The 16,087-nt window shown below is 60.9% G+C and carries 18 protein-coding genes and 1 tRNA gene; 13 read left to right on the forward strand and 6 right to left on the reverse strand.

Annotated features, from left to right (window positions below; genetic code table 11):
• Positions 1 to 190: 190 nt before the first annotated feature.
• Entirely contained in the window at positions 191 to 1,144 is a 954-nt protein-coding gene (locus WNY80_RS02650) for a LysR family transcriptional regulator (RefSeq protein WP_342885789.1), read from the reverse strand.
• Between the two features lie 154 nt (positions 1,145 to 1,298).
• Between WNY80_RS02650 and WNY80_RS02655 the strand changes: the two genes are divergently transcribed.
• From WNY80_RS02655 to WNY80_RS02700, 10 genes are all read left to right on the forward strand, one after another.
• Positions 1,299 to 2,075: a transporter substrate-binding domain-containing protein gene (locus WNY80_RS02655; protein ID WP_342885790.1), complete on the forward strand. Its 777-nt coding sequence runs from the start codon at positions 1,299 to 1,301 to the stop codon at positions 2,073 to 2,075.
• A gap of 80 nt (positions 2,076 to 2,155) precedes the next feature.
• Positions 2,156 to 2,947: a creatininase family protein gene (locus WNY80_RS02660; protein ID WP_342885791.1), complete on the forward strand. Its 792-nt coding sequence runs from the start codon at positions 2,156 to 2,158 to the stop codon at positions 2,945 to 2,947.
• A 17-nt stretch (positions 2,948 to 2,964) separates the two neighbouring features.
• Positions 2,965 to 3,612 (forward strand): amino acid ABC transporter permease, encoded by a 648-nt coding sequence (locus WNY80_RS02665; RefSeq protein WP_342885792.1) that lies wholly within the window; start codon positions 2,965 to 2,967, stop codon positions 3,610 to 3,612.
• 30 nt (positions 3,613 to 3,642) lie between these two features.
• Positions 3,643 to 4,299: an amino acid ABC transporter permease gene (locus WNY80_RS02670; protein ID WP_342885793.1), complete on the forward strand. Its 657-nt coding sequence runs from the start codon at positions 3,643 to 3,645 to the stop codon at positions 4,297 to 4,299.
• 19 nt (positions 4,300 to 4,318) lie between these two features.
• Entirely contained in the window at positions 4,319 to 5,086 is a 768-nt protein-coding gene (locus WNY80_RS02675) for an amino acid ABC transporter ATP-binding protein (protein ID WP_342885794.1), read from the forward strand.
• Positions 5,087 to 5,150: 64 nt separating this feature from the next.
• The gene (locus WNY80_RS02680) at positions 5,151 to 6,446 is read left to right on the forward strand and encodes an aspartate aminotransferase family protein (RefSeq protein ID WP_342886294.1); all 1,296 of its coding nucleotides are present in this window, start codon (positions 5,151 to 5,153) and stop codon (positions 6,444 to 6,446) included.
• Positions 6,446 to 7,138, forward strand: coding sequence for a CoA transferase subunit A (locus WNY80_RS02685; protein WP_342885795.1), 693 nt, complete (start codon positions 6,446 to 6,448; stop codon positions 7,136 to 7,138). The genes WNY80_RS02680 and WNY80_RS02685 overlap by 1 nt, the downstream gene beginning before the upstream one ends.
• The gene (locus WNY80_RS02690) at positions 7,122 to 7,778 is read left to right on the forward strand and encodes a 3-oxoacid CoA-transferase subunit B (RefSeq protein WP_342885796.1); all 657 of its coding nucleotides are present in this window, start codon (positions 7,122 to 7,124) and stop codon (positions 7,776 to 7,778) included. The genes WNY80_RS02685 and WNY80_RS02690 overlap by 17 nt, the downstream gene beginning before the upstream one ends.
• A 15-nt stretch (positions 7,779 to 7,793) precedes the next feature.
• On the forward strand, positions 7,794 to 9,086 hold the full coding sequence (locus tag WNY80_RS02695; RefSeq protein ID WP_342885797.1) for an ArgE/DapE family deacylase: 1,293 nt from the start codon (positions 7,794 to 7,796) through the stop codon (positions 9,084 to 9,086).
• 159 nt (positions 9,087 to 9,245) lie between these two features.
• A complete protein-coding gene (locus tag WNY80_RS02700) occupies positions 9,246 to 9,689 on the forward strand; it encodes a hypothetical protein (protein WP_342885798.1) in 444 nt (147 codons plus the stop codon).
• Between the two features lie 98 nt (positions 9,690 to 9,787).
• On the opposite strand, the gene WNY80_RS02705 is transcribed toward WNY80_RS02700, so the two are convergent.
• From WNY80_RS02705 to WNY80_RS02725, 5 genes are all read right to left on the reverse strand, one after another.
• Positions 9,788 to 10,126 carry a hypothetical protein gene (locus WNY80_RS02705; protein WP_342885799.1) on the reverse strand — a complete coding sequence of 113 codons (339 nt, stop codon included), beginning with the start codon at positions 10,124 to 10,126 and terminating at the stop codon, positions 9,788 to 9,790.
• Positions 10,123 to 11,076, reverse strand: coding sequence for a DnaJ C-terminal domain-containing protein (locus tag WNY80_RS02710; protein ID WP_342885800.1), 954 nt, complete (start codon positions 11,074 to 11,076; stop codon positions 10,123 to 10,125). The genes WNY80_RS02705 and WNY80_RS02710 overlap by 4 nt, the downstream gene beginning before the upstream one ends.
• A 299-nt stretch (positions 11,077 to 11,375) precedes the next feature.
• On the reverse strand, positions 11,376 to 11,897 hold the full coding sequence (locus WNY80_RS02715; protein WP_342885801.1) for a hypothetical protein: 522 nt from the start codon (positions 11,895 to 11,897) through the stop codon (positions 11,376 to 11,378).
• Between the two features lie 205 nt (positions 11,898 to 12,102).
• Positions 12,103 to 12,177 (reverse strand) — tRNA-Val (locus WNY80_RS02720).
• 120 nt (positions 12,178 to 12,297) lie between these two features.
• On the reverse strand, positions 12,298 to 12,987 hold the full coding sequence (locus tag WNY80_RS02725; RefSeq protein WP_342885802.1) for an HAD family hydrolase: 690 nt from the start codon (positions 12,985 to 12,987) through the stop codon (positions 12,298 to 12,300).
• A 249-nt stretch (positions 12,988 to 13,236) separates the two neighbouring features.
• Between WNY80_RS02725 and rpiA the strand changes: the two genes are divergently transcribed.
• The 3 genes from rpiA (at position 13,237) to gor (ending at position 16,087) form a co-directional block, all read left to right on the forward strand.
• A complete protein-coding gene (rpiA, locus tag WNY80_RS02730) occupies positions 13,237 to 13,935 on the forward strand; it encodes a ribose-5-phosphate isomerase RpiA (RefSeq protein WP_342885803.1) in 699 nt (232 codons plus the stop codon).
• Between the two features lie 18 nt (positions 13,936 to 13,953).
• Complete coding sequence (locus WNY80_RS02735) at positions 13,954 to 14,490, forward strand: DUF2059 domain-containing protein (protein ID WP_342885804.1); 537 nt, start codon at positions 13,954 to 13,956, stop codon at positions 14,488 to 14,490.
• A gap of 208 nt (positions 14,491 to 14,698) precedes the next feature.
• Positions 14,699 to 16,087, forward strand: coding sequence for a glutathione-disulfide reductase (gene gor / locus WNY80_RS02740; RefSeq protein WP_342885805.1), 1,389 nt, complete (start codon positions 14,699 to 14,701; stop codon positions 16,085 to 16,087).

Here is a 16,087-nt window from a genome sequence, read left to right on the forward strand (position 1 = left end):
CGTTAAAAAATCTCTTTGCAATACTGCTGATATGTTTCCGTGTTGCGGCGTAAGGTCGCTGTTTTCCGGAAAATACATCCCGTATTGCTTGAATTTGTGGTTTTGTGTGGCTCTGGGCGTTGGTGTGCGCCGCCCGGCGTGCCCGGTTGGCTGCCTCTGTTGCCGCTTTTCGAAACTCTTCATCCGGCTTCTATGGGTAGGTGCGCTCGGCGATGGGCGTTGTCTCGATCAGCTTCTCGATCGCGGCAACAAGAACGCGTTCGGCCGGGTTCATGCTGCGGCGCGGGTTGGTGACAAAATGAATGTCGGCGACGGGCAGGCCGGAATAGGGCGGCAACGGCCACAGCAGGCCCGCATCGACATCGCGACTGGCGACATGGACCGGCAGCGCGCCCACTCCGATTCCGGCGACGATCATGCGGCGCACCTCCGGCAGGTTTGCGGAGATGCCCTTGACGACCGGATTGAGCAGCGCGCGTTCGCGCAGTTGCGCCAGCAGGAACAACGGGCCAGATTCGACCTCGGTCTGAAACGAGACCGAATTCTCGCCCTTGAGTTCGGCCAGCTTGATCTGGGTTTTGCCAAACAGCCGGTGACGCGGGCCGCAGTAAAGCGCAAACCGTTCCCGGTACAATGGCCTGGCCGAAAGCATCGGGTCGGGATCACGCATCAGGCAGATGCCCATCGTGGCCCTGTTCTGGCGCAGCCTGTTGAGCACTTCCGAGCTTTCGGCAATCGAGATCGAATAGGTCACATCGGGGTTTTCGGAATTGAAATCGTGCAGCACGCTGTCGAGGTGTTCGGAGACGACATGGCTGGTCATGACGATGTTGATGTGGCCGCTGATGTGGTGCTTGGCCTTGTTCAGGAGCCCGGGGATCTGTGAGACCACGCCGAACATGGTGTTGCACTCCTGGTAGAGCAGCTCGCCGGATTCGGTTAATGCGAAATTGCCCGGGCGGCGATCCACCAGGGATACGCCGACAGTCGTTTCCAGGCGCTTGAGCGCACTGGAGATCGTGGGTTGCGTCACTCCCAGATAATCCGCCGCACGGGTCAGGCCTTTCTGGTCGACCACGATCATGAATGTCCTGAGCAGGTTCCAGTCGAGGTTCCAGGGAAATCGTTGTTCGTAGGGCTGCATCATAAATCCAATCTATAGTCTGGATTGATATTATTTGTTTGATCCATAGTAAACCGCCATGCGAGAAAATTGGCCAGGGCTGATGCAGCACACGCGGTTTTCGGGGTGCGCGGTACCGCAGTCCGGCCATCCAATGAACCAAAAGGGGAGCGATATGAACGCTTTTGCCAGAATCATAGGGACCGTCGTTGCCGCCGGGACCATTGCCTTCATGTCTGCAGGCAGCGTTGCCGCGGACGAGCTTGAGACAATCAAGGAAAAGGGTGTCATGCGCATCGCCATGAGCGGTGCATATCCTCCGTTCAACTTCGTCAACGAGCAGAACGAAGTGGTCGGCTTCGACGCGGCGATCGGTGCGGAGATCGCCAAGCGCATGGGGCTCGAAGCCGAGATCGTCACCACGGCCTGGGACGGCATCATCGGCGGACTTCTCGCCAACAAGTACGATGCCATCGTCGGCTCGATGTCGATCACCGAGGAGCGCGCCAAGGTCGTCGATTTCGTTGGTCCTTACTACACGACCAAGCGGGCGATCTTCACCAAGGCCGGATCTCCGATCACCAGCGTCAAGCAGCTGGGCGATGTCACAGTCGGCGTGACGCTGGGCGAGACCCACGAGCAGTGGGCGCGCGAGCAGGGCTACACGGTCAAGACCTACAAGGGACTGCCGGAACTGCTGCTTGAGCTGGAAAATGGCCGTGTTGACGCCATCATCGCCGATTCCGTCGCCGTCATCCTGGCCGCCAAGGAAAGCGGCCGCGATCTGGTTGCGATCAATGATCTGGAAACCGAAGCGGTCGGTGCCGGCATTGCCATCCGCCAGGGCAACCCGGAACTCAAGGCCGAGATGCAGAAGGCGCTCGATGCGCTGCAGGCGGACGGCACGTATGTTGAAATCGCCAACAAGTGGGTCGGCGGCGACATTCGCTGAACCTGATCACACCCTGTGCCCGGACATGACCGGGCGCAGGGCCAGCCTGTGCCGTTAGCAGCTTGCGAGGAAACGTTGCGATGAAGACCAGTTACGGTCAGCTTACAGTCGAAGAAGTTCGCGATGCGGACAAGGACCGGGTGGTCATCCTCTCGGTCTCGGCGACAGAGGATCACGGCAATCACATGCCGCTCGACACCGACACGGTGCTGGGCATGGCGGTGGCGGAAGGGGCTGCGAAGCTGGCGCCGGAAGACATTCTGGTGATGCCACCGATCCCCTACGGCTTCAACGAACACCACAAGGATTTTCCGGGCGTCATCTGGATCGAGCCGGAAACGCTGATTTCCTTCATCACCGATGTGACCAAATCGCTGGCCCATCACGGCTTCCGCCGCATCCTGCTGCTCAACTCGCATGGCTCCAACCACCCGATCCTGGACCTGGCGGCGCGCAAGACCGTCATTCAATCCGAGGTTCTGTGCGTGTCGGCGTCCTACTGGAACCTGTGTTCGAAAGAGATCAACGCCATCCGCAAATCGGAACTCGGCGGGATCGCGCATGCCGGCGAGTTCGAGGCGGCGATGTACCTGTACCTGCATCCAGATCTCGTTGACCTCTCCAAGGCAACAAAGCAGATCGCCCACAATCCGGGCAGCAAGTTCTTCAATCTCGATCTGGCCGGCGGCGGCGGTTCGGCCATGCTGATGCGCTGGTGGTCCTCGGTCTCGGCTGACGGCACCATGGGCGATCCGACCGTGGCGACGGCTGAAAACGGCAAGCTGTTTCTGGACGCTGCCATCAACGCCACGGTCGAGCTGGTCAAGGAAATCCGGGCCTTGCCGCTGCTTGAGCGCAAAGATCATCACTGAAACGGGAAGGGGACGTTTTGGACACTGGCCTGATCATTCGCGTTTTCCCGTTTTTCATTGAAGCGGCCTGGGTCACCATCCAGTTGTCGGTTCTTTCCGGCTTGCTCGGCTTGAGCTGCGGTGCGCTGGGGGCTGCGGCGCGGCTGTCACGCTCGCCGGTGCTGCGCTTCATCGGCGCCACCTATGTCAGCCTCATCCGCGGCACCCCGGCGCTGATCCAGATCTTCATTCTCTACTTTGGCGGCCCGCAGGTCGGCATCCAGCTCGATGCGTTCGAGGCCGGTGTGCTGGCGCTTGGCTTCAATATCGGCGCCTACATGACCGAAACCATGCGCGGCGCCATCATCTCCGTCGACCGGGGGCAGAACGAGGCGGCGCGCACCCTGGGGCTGAGCCGGTTCGAGACCTTCCGCTCGGTGATCCTGCCGCAGGCGATGCGGCTGATGATCCGGCCGCTCGGCGTCAACATCAACGCGCTGATCAAGGGGACCGCACTGGTCGCCGCGATCTCGGTGGTGGAGCTGACCTACACCGCGCAGCGCTACATCGGTTCAACCTACAAGCCGTTCGAGATGTTCTTTCTCGCCGGGTCCATCTACATGGTGATCATCTATGTCACTGGCCTGGGCGTTTCCTGGCTCGACAGGCGGGCGGCGCTCAAATGACCGGAATTTTCCCGATCACCGGAGGCCGTCATGGGGCTTGATTTTTCGGTTGTTCCAGCCTTTGCCGGAGCGCTTTTCATGGGCGCGCTGTGGACCATTGCGATCACGCTGTCGGCGGCGGTGCTGAGCTTTTTCGGCGGCATCGTCTTTGCGGTCATCGCGCTTTATGCGCCGCTGGTGATCCGCACCCCGTTCCGGCTGTTTGCCTGGCTGTTCATGGGAACGCCGCTGCTTTTGCAGCTGTTCCTGATCTATTTCGGACTGATCCAGATCGGCATCGACCTTCCGGCCTTTGTCGCCGGTGTCATCGGGCTGGGGCTGCATTTCGCGGTCTACAATTCCGACATCATCCAGGCCGGTATCCTGGCGGTCGACAAGGGACAATACGAAGGGGCGCGCACTCTCGGGCTGAGCCAGATGCAGACCTTGCGCAAGGTGGTCGTGCCGCAGGCCGTGCGCTCGGTGGTGCCGCCGATCGGCAACAACATGATTGCGCTCCTGAAGGATTCGGCCCTGGTCTCGGTGATCGGCGTGGCCGAACTGACGCTGTCTTCGCAGATGGCGATCTCCAGGACCTTCCGGCCGTTCGAATTCTATGTCGCGGCGGCCGCCTGCTACTACGTCATCAACCTTGGCCTGGAGGCCGGATTGCGCCGCATCGAGCGCCGCATCGAGCTCGCCCGTTAAGGCCGGCAGGGAGACAGAAATGACCGACAGACCGATCATCGACATCCGGCACGCCGCCAAGAGCTACGGCTCGCTGGAAGTGCTCAAGGATATCAGCCTGCAGGTGCAGACCGGCCAGATCGTTGCGATCATCGGCCCCAGCGGCTCGGGCAAGTCGACGCTGTTGCGCGCCATAAACGATCTCGATCCGCTGACCTCGGGCGAGGTCTGGCTCGAGGACACCCAGGTCAACAAGGCGCTGCCGCCGCGCCAGTACGAGACCCACATCAACAGCGTGCGCCAGAACATCGGCATGGTGTTCCAGCACTTCAACCTGTTCCCGCACCTGACGGTGCGCGAGAACATCACGCTGGCGCCGAAAATGCTCAAAGGCATCTCCAGGACTGAAGCCGACAAACTGGCCGAAGAGCAGTTGAACAAGGTGGGGCTTCTCGACCGGATCGACTATTATCCCTCGCAGCTCTCGGGCGGCCAGAAGCAGCGTGTGGCGATTGCCCGCGCGCTGGCGATGAAGCCCAAGGTGATGCTGTTTGATGAAGCCACCTCGGCGCTCGACCCCGAACTGGTCGAGGAGGTCAACCTGGTGATGAAGCAGCTGGCCGAAGAGCACATGACCATGATCATCGTCACCCACGAGATGGGCTTTGCCCAGGATGTCTGTGACCGGGTGCTGTTCATGGATCAGGGCGTCGTCGTCGAGGAAGGCCCGCCGGAGGTGATCTTCAAGAACCCGGCCAATGAACGCACGCAGAACTTCCTCCGCAAACACCTCAAAGGACAGCATTAACGTGAAGACCAGCGGCGCAGATCTGAAATCCAATCTTTTCTACCAGTCCCGCCTGACCCGGCCGATGCTCGACCGGGCCGAGGGCATCTATCTCTACGACACCACGGGAAAACGCTATCTCGATGGCTCGAGCGGGGCGATGGTGTCCAATATCGGCCATTCCAACGCCAATGTGCTGGCGGCCATGAAAGCGCAGATGGACAAAGCCACCTTCGGCTACCGGCTGCATTTCCAGAACGAGGCGGCGGAAAAACTGGCACGCATGACCGCCGAGCGGATGCCGGAAGGTCTTGACCGGGTGTTTTTTGTCTCGGGCGGTTCAGAAGCGGTGGAAAGCACCATCAAGCTGGCGCGGCAATATGCGCTGGCGATCGGGGAGGCAAGCCGCTGGAAGGTGATCTCGCGATTTCCCTCCTATCACGGCGGCACGCTCGGGGCCGTGGCACTGACCGGCTACGATCCGCTGACCAAGCCGTTCGAGCCGATGTTCCGGCAAATGCCGAAGGTGCCGGCGCCGCTGTGCTATCTCGACCGCGATAATCTTTCCGACGAAGACCGCGGCATCAAATATGCCGACATGCTGCGCGACGAGATCATCGCGCAGGGACCTGACACCGTTCTCGCCTTCATCATGGAGCCGGTCGGCGGGGCTTCCACCGGCGCGCTGGTTGCGCCCGACAGCTATTACGGCCGCATTCGCGAAATCTGCGACGAGTTCGGCATCCTGCTGATCTATGACGAGGTGATGACCGGGGCAGGGCGCACGGGCAAGTTTGTCGCTTCCGAGCACTGGGGCGTCATCCCGGATATCGTCGCGCTGTCGAAGGGCTTTGCCGCGGGCTATTCGCCGCTCGGCGCGATGGTGGCGCAGAACCATATCGTCGACAAGGTACTCGACGCCGGCGGTTTCATGCATGGCTTCACCTATGCCGGCAATCCACTCGCCTGTGCTTCCGGTTGCGCGGTGCTGGAAGAAATGGACCGGCTCAAGCTGGTCGACAATGCCAGATGCATGGGCCGTCTGCTGAAGGCGGAACTGACCGGGTTGATGGACCGCTATCCGTTTATCGGCGATGTCCGCGGCAAGGGGCTTTTGCTGGCTTTCGAGCTTGTCTCGGACCGCGAAACCATGACGCCGCTGCCCAAGGGGCTCAACGCCTATAACCGGCTGGTCGATCTGGCCTATGAGCGCGGCCTGATCATCTATTCGCGCCGCACCCGCGGCGGGCTGGAGGGTGATCATTTCCTGGTCTGTCCGCCGCTGATCATCACGCCTGCGCAGATCAATGAAATCATCCTCACCCTGACCGATTGCCTGGATGTGATGGCCGCTGAAATGAACCTGCCGGTGACAAGGTGATGCCGGTGCTGGACAAATCCACCGCCATGGCCGATGCGGTAGCGCAAATTCCCGACGGTGCGCGCATCATGATCGGCGGTTTTGGTGTTCCCGGAACGCCGTTCCTTCTGATCGAGGAACTGGTCCGGCAGGGCCCGAAAAACCTCACCATCATCAAGAACGATGCCAATGAAGCCGACATGGGTGTCGACCGGCTGCTTGCCGCGGGAATGGTCCAGCGCCTGATTACCAGTCACATCGGTCTCAACAGCAATGCCATCCGGATGATGAATGCCGGCGAGCTTGAGGTCGAGTTTGTCGCCCAGGGCATCCTGGCCGAACGCATCCGCACTGCCGGTGCGGGCCTGAAGGGCTTTGTCTCCGACATCGGCATGGGAACATTGCTTGCCGAGGGCAAACAGCGGGTTGAGGTCGACGGTCACACCTACCTGTTCGAACCGGCGATCGAGGCCGATTTTGCGCTGGTGCATGCAGCCCGCGCCGATTTGGGCGGCAACCTTGTCTATGAGGCGACGGCACGCAATTTCAATCCGCTGATGGCGATGGCGGCGGAATGCACCATCGCCGAGGCCGAAACCATTGTGCCGATCGGCAGCATCGAGCCCGATTCCGTGCACACGCCTGCGCCGTTTGTCGATCACCTGGTTGCTCTCGCAGAACTGACGGAGGTGTATGGTGTCGTCGAACGCTAAGGACAGAATGCTGGCCCGCGCGGCCCTCGACATCATGCCGGGCATGACCGTCAATCTCGGGATCGGACTGCCGACGCAGGTGATGAACTTTGTCGCCGCCGATTGCCCGGTCTGCCTGCATTCGGAAAACGGCATAGCCGGGGTTGGCGGGCTGGCCGCAGCCGGGCAGGCCAACCGCAACCTGATCGATGCCGGTGGCGGTTACGTCACCTGTGCGCCGGGCGGCTCGTTCTTCGACAGCGCGGTGTCATTCGCGCTGGTAAGGGGAGGGCGGCTTGACCTGACCCTGCTTGGCGCATTCGAAGTGGCAGCCAATGGTGACCTCGCCAACTGGATCATTCCGGGCAAGTTCGCTGCCGGTGTCGGCGGCGCGATTGAGCTGGCGCAAAAGGCCAAACGGGTCGGGGTACTGACAACACACACCGACAAGCACGGAAACCCGAAGATCCTCGAGCGTTGCACCCTGCCGCTGACAGCGGTGGGCTGCGTCCACCGGATCTACACCGACATGGCGGTTTGCGATGTCAAACCGGACGGGCTGCATCTTGTCGAGATTGCCGAAGGCGTTACGCTTGCCCAGGTGCGGGAGGCTACCGGTGCGGCGCTGATCGTGGCCGACGGACCGATGCCGACATTCTAGGAGCGGACGAGAGCAATGACCCCGGATACCGAGACAGAAATCCTCAAAGCCGTTGATGCAGTGTTCGACCGCGAGATCGAGTTCCTGGCTGAACTCACCTCACATCCGTCCACCCGTGGCAACGAGCAATCGGCGCAGGATTTCATGGCTGGCGAACTCGGTTCACGCGGCTATGAGGTTGACCGCTGGACTATCGATGTCGCTGACATCGCGCATCTGCCGGGGTTCTCGCCGGTGATCGGCAATTACGAGGATGCAGTCAATGTCGTCGGTACGCACCGGACCCAAGGCGGCAATGGCAAGAGCCTGATCCTCAACGGCCACATCGACGTGGTGCCGGAAGGCCCGCTCGACATGTGGGACACACCGCCTTACGCACCGCGCATCGAGGATGGCTGGATGTATGGCCGCGGTGCGGGTGACATGAAGGCCGGGCTTGCCTCCAACCTGTTCGCGCTCGATGCGTTGCGCCACATGGGCTTTGCACCCGCCGGCGATGTGTTCATCCAGTCGGTGGTCGAGGAAGAATGCACCGGCAATGGCGCGCTTGCCTGCCTTCAGCGCGGTTACAGAGCAGATGCGGCGCTGATCCCGGAGCCGTTCGAGGAAAAGCTGGTCACCGCGCAGCTGGGCGTATTGTGGTTCCAGGTGCACCTCAAGGGCATCCCGGTGCATGTCGCCTATGCCGGCAGCGGCTCGAACGCCATCGAGGCGGCGATTCCGCTGATTCAGGCGCTGCACGAGATGGAGCACCGCTGGAATGAACCCGGCCGCCGTCATGGCGCCTATGCCGGGCACAACCACGCGCTCAATCTCAATATCGGGAAAATACAGGGCGGCGACTGGACCAGTTCGGTTCCGGCCTGGTGCGTGTTTGACGTGCGCATGGGGCTGTTTCCGGGCCAGAATATCGACGAGGCCAAACGCGAGATCGAGGCTGTATTGGCAGAGGCCGCGAAATCGCATCCGTTCCTGAGCAAGAATGCGCCGGAAATCGTCTATCACGGCTTTCAGGCCGAGGGATATGCGCTGTCCGAGGACGGATCCGCGGACGCCACACGGGCCATCTCGGCGCTTGAAACCGCGCACCGGACAGTGACCGGTTCGACGCTCGACAAGCTCGCCATCACAGCCACCACCGATGCTCGCTTTTTCGGGCTCTATGCCGGCATTCCGGCGCTGGTCTACGGGCCCAGGGCCGAAGCCATCCACGGCTTCAACGAACGGGTCGAGCTCGAGTCGGTCAGGCGGGTGACGCAAGCCACCGCGCTGTTCATCGCCAGCTGGTGCGGTCTGGAAAAGGTCTGAAACCAGGCACTGCTCCGGTCGCGCGCGCGTCGTGCCTACAGCCGGTTTGGAAACAGGGCTGAACCAAAGTAAAACCCTCCCGGATAAAATCGATTGCAGTTCAATTTATATCAAATAATCTGAATGTGTGAATTCGATATAATAATTGGGAGGAATGACATGAAAAATACGGGACAGATACTTGCCGCGGCAATCGCGTTTGTGCTGCTGGCTTTGCCATCCATCGCAACAGCAGCCGAGCACAAGCTGGTGCTGCAGATCAGCGACAATGATCCGCAAAAGATGAACACGGTGATGAATGTCGCCGCCAATGTTTCGCGGCTCTACTCCGAACGCGGCGAAATGGTCGACATCAAGGTCGTGGCCTTCAATGCCGGGCTGCACATGCTGCGGCCCGATACCTCGCCGGTGGCCAAGCGGATCAGCAATTTTGCCGCCAGCATGCCCAATGTCGCGTTCCAGGCCTGCAACAACACGCGGCAGGCGATGGCGAAGAAATCCGGCAAGGATGTGCCGATCTTCGAATTTGCCGAAGTCGTGCCCGCCGGTGTTGTCTCGATCATCGAGCTGGATGAACAGGGCTACACCGTCGTTCGGCCCTAGGGGCCGGATGATCAAACGAGAGCCGTCCGCCTGATCCATGCCGTGCCCCGCTGGTTGTACGGCGCGGGTCGGGGCGGGCGGCTTTTATCGGCCGCACATCATCCGCGGCCAGATCGCCGCGTCTCCGACAATGCCTGCAGGACCGCGGCCTTGACCTCTTCATCCTGCGCCAGCACGGCCTGGCTGAGCTTGTGCAGGCGCGCGCGGGTGTCGTGCAGCTGGTCGAGCAGATCGAGAACCACCGGCAGCGTTTCTTCTTCGACATCCATGTCGTAGCGCAAGGTGCAGATCAGCCGCACGCGGGCAAACTGGCTTTCCGAGAAGGTTGCCTTGCCTGCCTCTTCCGCGGCCTCGACCAGCGCATCGCGTATCCAGCGGTCCAGATCCTCGCGATGGAGTTCGGGAACCAGCGAGATCACCTCTTCCAGATTTCTCATGACAGCATCTCCTTGCGAGGATTTTGTGCATGCTTGGGTGTCCAGCTTTGAAGAAACGCGGACAGTTCCGGCTCATCGCCTTCGGGCAGCACCACCTTCAGGGTGACATAGAGATGGCCTCTGACCCCGGTTTTGCGATTCTTGATGCCACGGCCCTTGAGCCGCAGCTTGGTGCCGGTATTCGATCCCTTGGGCACAGTCAGGCTGACATGGCCGGTCAGTGTCGGAACCTCGATCTTGGCGCCGAGAACCGCTTCCTTCAGCGTCACCGGAACCTCGAGGTGGATGTTGTCGTCCTTGCGGACAAAATGCGCATCGGGCTCGATGTGCAGCTCGATATAGGCGTCACCGGCCGGGCCGCCGCCGTAACCGGGCATGCCCTGGCCTTTCAGGCGCAAGGTCTGGCGGTCTTCCGCGCCTTCGGGAATCGTCACCTTGAGGGTCTTGCCGTCGGGCAGTTGCAGTGTGTTCACCCCACCCCTGGCTGCATCGAGGAAGGGAACGTGCAAGGTGTAGCTCACATCCTGGCCGGGCACTTTCATGCCGGCCTGGCTGCGGCTTCGCCCGCCACCACCCATGCCGCCACCCATGCCGCCCCCCATGCCGCCGAATGCGCGGGCCAGAAATTCCTCGAGGTCTTCATTGCTGGCAAATCCGTCCTGGCTGGCGTGGAAGCCCGAAGACTGCGGGCCGGCATAGTCGCGATAATATTGCTGCTGATGCTTTTCAGCGCCTGAGGCGTCGATCTCGCCGGCGTCGAAGCGCTTGCGGCGGTCCTTGTCCTTGAGGAACTCATAGGCGCCTGCAATGTCCTTGAACTTGGCTTCGGCCTGCTTGTCGTCAGGATGCAGGTCTGGATGGTATTTCTTGGCAAGCTTCTTGAAGGCAAGCTTGATCTCCTGATCGCTTGCCTCCTTTTTCAGCCCGAGGACCTCGTAGGGGTTCTTCATTCGGTTCGCTCCAGCATTGGCCGTCAATCCTGTCAGTGTGGGACCGGACTGTCCTTCTCGAGAGGTAAGTTGCAAGTCATCGGATTCAAGCACACCGGGTAAGGTGTGCCGCTGTTTCCATGCTTGTTACCACTGAAAAAGGGATTACCACTAAAAAGGGGAGCTTCGCCTTGAGCCTGATCAATTCGATGTCGGGTTCTGCCGTTGTCGGGCAGGTGGCCAACCCGGTGGCTGTGCTTGGCTGGCCGAAACCCGGCGAGTGGATTATCGCCCCATCGCCAGGTTCGTGCCCGGGCCCGCTATTGCTGGCCTTGCAGCGTGGTCGGCTCCGCCGCCGGCCGGGTGAGGCCGGTCTTGCTTTCAAAACGGGAAAGGAAAACCGCAAGAAGGTGGGCCATCAGAAGTGTCATGCCGACGTGCCCGACAAACGACGACTGCGTGTAGGTGCCGAAATCCATCATGAAGCTGCGCCCGATAAAGGGGGCCAGCATGCCTTGGGCAACGAACCAGAGAATCAAACCGGAGATGAAACCGGTGAGCCAGACCCGCGCAGGCATGATCAAGCGTGTTGCATAAACGAAGAGCCCAAATCCCAACGACCCGATCAGGAAGTGAACCGGAAAGGCCACGGTCTTGGATATCTGTATGCCGGTCAGTTTTGAAGTGATTGCAATCACCAGGTTCGAGGGCTGCAAAACAACATCAAACAAGATCGGCGATACAAACCAGGCATACAGTTCGAAGACAATTTCTCCGATCAGGCCGGCAAGGACAATCGACAGAATGATCTGCGTTTTGGGAATCGTTTTCAAGGATGACATCGCGGTCTTTCTTTCGGAGAGGAAGTGTTCAGATCAGGGTCAGTACCGGCGGGCCACGGCAGGTGCAATTAACGATGGATCACAGCTGATCACTTCGCGCGGAGTGAACAGCTTGCAGACCCTGGGTCTGAATGTCTGGAAAGATCGCCAGTGTCCGGATCTGCCCGGTCGTTGACGGGGGCTGCATCTCGGTCATGGAAAATAATGGTGGGCGCGACAGGGATTGAACCTGTGACCCCTGCCGTGTGAAGGCAGTGCTCTCCCGCTGAGCTACGCGCCCGTCGCTGGTTCCGCCAGTGGCGGTCCGAACGGTCTGCGGCGGTATAAGCGGTGCGCGGTGCAGGCGTCAAGCGGCAGATCGGCGGGCAGGGCGGTTTTTGCAGGCCTTGGGCGGATTGCCTCAGCCGGTCTTGCCGCGTGCCGCGATCAGCTGGCGTACCATCTGCGCATCCAGCTCGTCGAAATGCCCGATGATGATGTCGGGATTGAAGCTGGCGACCGGCTTGTCGGAATAGCCGAAGGGCACGGCGATCGCCGGAACGGAAGCATTCTGTGCGGCCAGGATGTCATTGACGCTGTCGCCGATCATCACCGCATTGCCGGGCCGGGCGCTGGCCAGCTCGATGGTGCGGAGAATATGATCGCCATGCGGCTTTCTCACCGTAAATGTATCGCCACCGGTGATGGCGGCAAAACGCTCGGTCAGGCCAAGAGCGTCGAGCAGGCGGCGGGCCAGCGCTTCGGTCTTGTTGGTGCAGACGGCCAGTTTCATGCCGTCCGCCTCAAGCCGGTCGAGCGCGCTGATCAGGCCGGGATAGGGTTCGGACTTGCCCGGCATTTCTGCGGCGTAATGGCTGAGAAAGGCGTCAAAGGCGGCTTCCAGCTGCTCGGGCGAGCCGGGATGGCCGTGATGTGACCAGGCCCGTTCGATCATCACCTTGGCGCCCTGGCCAACCAGCCATGTCATGTCCTCGAAGGTCACCGGGGCGAGGCCGTTGAGATCCAGCACGTGATTGAGGCTCGCCATGAGGTCGGGTGCGGTGTGGATCAGGGTGCCGTCGAGGTCGAAAATAACCAGGGGGGATGTCATTACGGGCTCCGGGACAAAAGGGACGGGCGGCACCGGCTTGAGGTGCGGCGCTGACTTAACAGGGAAGCCGCAATGGCGCAATTGGCGGGCCGTTTTCCCGGGTTCGCCGCGCTCATGGAACGGGCGGCCTTGTCTGGTCTGTCGCGGCTGCGGCAGGCAAAGCCATGGATATGACGTAACGCGCGGGCTTTGCCTTGTCTGGCTTCCATGCTAACAGGCGACCAGCATCAACAACAATGGCAGACTGGCATGGACGCCCGGCAACTCAAGATCGCAGCAGCGAAGGCAGCACTCGAACATGTCGAGGACGGAATGCGGCTCGGTATCGGAACCGGTTCCACAGCGGATGAATTCGTTCGTCTGCTGGCGGAAAAGGTGGCCGAGGGCTTCAATGTCCAGGGTGTTCCGACATCCGAACGCACGGCACGGCTCTGTGTCGAGCTCGGGGTGCCGCTTTATTCTCTCGATGATTTGCCGGAACTCGACCTGACTATTGATGGCGCCGACGAAGTCGACGGCTCGCTCGGGCTGGTCAAGGGCGGCGGCGGTGCGCTGTTGCGCGAAAAGATTGTCGCCGCGGCTTCGGCCAGAATGATCGTGATTGCCGACGAGACCAAGCTGGTGGAAACGCTGGGGCAGTTCCCGCTGCCGATCGAGGTTGCCCCGTTCGGCATGATGGCGACGCGGCTGGCGGTCGAACGGCTGGCGTCCCGGCTTGGCCTGAGCGGCGAGATCGTTCAGCGACCGGACAAGGACGGGCCTTATCTCACCGATGGCGGTCATTTCATCCTTGATGCATCTTTTGGCCGCATTCCGGATGCAGAAGCCCTCGCAAACGGGCTCGTCGCTATCCCCGGCGTTGTCGAGCACGGATTGTTTCTCAATATGGCAGATGCCGCGATCATCGCTTCGCAAAGCGGGGCGCGGACATTGCTCGCGAAGAATTAAACAGGAGTGAAACCGAACATGACTATCCTCACCGGTCTCAAGCGTTTTGGCGCGGGCATGATTGTGATCTCGAGCCTCGCCGTTGCGGGGCATTCGGCCGTTGCGCAGGAGCTGAGCGAAGACCACCTGGCCGCTGCGCGGGCTGCAATCTCGGCCCTTGGTTCTACCGACCAGTTCGACGGCATCATTCCCGGCGCTGCCGAGCAGTTGAAAATCAACCTGATTCGCGCCAATGCCGACCTTCAGGAAGTCATCAGCACAACCGTTGATGACGAGGCGCTGAAGATCGTGCCGCGCCGCGGGGATCTGGAAAAGGAAGCTGCGCAGATCTATGCCAAGGCCTTTACCAAGGAAGAACTCACCGCAATTGCCGAGTTCTATTCCTCCGAGGCGGGCAGGAAGCTGATTGAAACCGGCCCGCTGGTGACGCGCGAACTGATCAAGTCGGCTGATATCTGGTCTTCCGGTGTGACCCGTGATCTTGCCGCCAACGTCAACAAGGCGCTTGAGGAAAAGGTCGGCGAACGTCCGAAACTCTCGGACGGCAACCAGTAACCAGTCCATCGAGCCGCGTTCGGCGGCTCCATGCGGCATCACATTGTCGTGTTGACGCAGTCAATTGAGAGCCCGGGGACCATCCCCGGGCTTTTCTTTTGCGCCCGCTTGGCTAAACAGGCAGCAAGCATCCGGGTATTGTCATGCCCTGTCCCGTCACCCAAAGGCCTCGAGCCTTGCGGCAAAACGCACAAAAGGATTCCCGCACATGAGCAAATTCGATTTCGACCTGTTTGTCATCGGCGGCGGTTCGGGCGGGGTTCGCGCGGCGCGGCTTGCCGCGGGGCTTGGCAAGAAGGTGGCGATTGCCGAGGAATACAGGTTCGGCGGCACCTGCGTCATCCGTGGCTGCGTGCCCAAGAAGCTGTTCGTCTATGCCTCGCAGTTCTCCGAGCATTTCGAGGATGCGCGCGGCTATGGCTGGAGCGTGGGCGAAAGTTCATTCGACTGGCCGACACTGATTGCCAACAAGGACCGGGAAATCGACCGGCTGGAAGGGCTTTACAAGCGCGGATTGGAAAACGCGGGCGCCGAGATCATCACCTCGCGCGCCGAACTGACCGGCCTCCATTCGGTGCTGATCAAGGCCACCGGGCAGGAAGTCACGGCCGAGCGGATCCTGATCGCCGTCGGCGGGCGCGCCAACCCGCATTCCGCGCTGCCCGGCCACGAGTTGTGCATCAGCTCCAACGAAGCCTTCCATCTTGAAGAGCTGCCCAAGGCGATCCTGATTGCCGGCGGCGGTTACATCGCGGTCGAATTCGCCAACATCTTCCATGGTCTTGGTGTCGAAACCACGCTGATCTACCGGGGCAAGGAAATCCTGTCGCGCTTCGATCAGGACATGCGGCGCGGGCTGCATGCGGCGATGGAAGAAAAGGGCATCCGCATTCTCTGCCACGAGGTGTTCGAGAAGATCGAGCGTGGGGCTGACGGCCGTCTGCTGGCGCACACGTCAGCGGGCAAGGCGCTCGTCGCCGACCAGGTGATGCTGGCGCTTGGCCGTGATCCCAACACCGACGGGCTGGGCCTGGACAAGGCTGGCGTGAAGACCGGCCACAAGGGCGAGATCCTGATCGACGAGTATTCGCGCACCAATGTCGAAAGCATCTATGCCGTCGGCGATGTCACCGACCGGGTGCAGCTGACGCCTGTGGCGATCCACGAGGCGATGTGCCTGATCGACACGCTCTACCATGACCGCCCGACCTCGCCGGATCACGACCTGATCGCCACGGCGGTGTTCTCGCAGCCGGAAATCGGCACAGTCGGCCTGTCAGAGGACGACGCGTCGAAGACATATGACGAGCTGGAAATCTACCGGGCCGAATTCCGGCCGATGAAGGCGACGCTGTCGGGGCGGTCGGAAAAGACCATCATGAAGATCGTCGTCAATGCCGCTGATCGCAAGGTGATCGGTGTCCATATTCTTGGCCACGAGGCCGGTGAAATGGCGCAGATCCTGGGCATCGTGCTGAAGGCCGGCTGCACCAAGGATGATTTCGACCGCACCATGGCCGTGCATCCGACCGCGTCGGAAGAGCTGGTGACGATGTACACGCCAAGCTACCGGGTCAAGAACGGCGAGCGGGTCTGA

The organism is Hoeflea sp. AS16, assembly GCF_038900095.1.
In the GTDB taxonomy this organism is placed as follows: Bacteria; Pseudomonadota; Alphaproteobacteria; order Rhizobiales; family Rhizobiaceae; genus Hoeflea.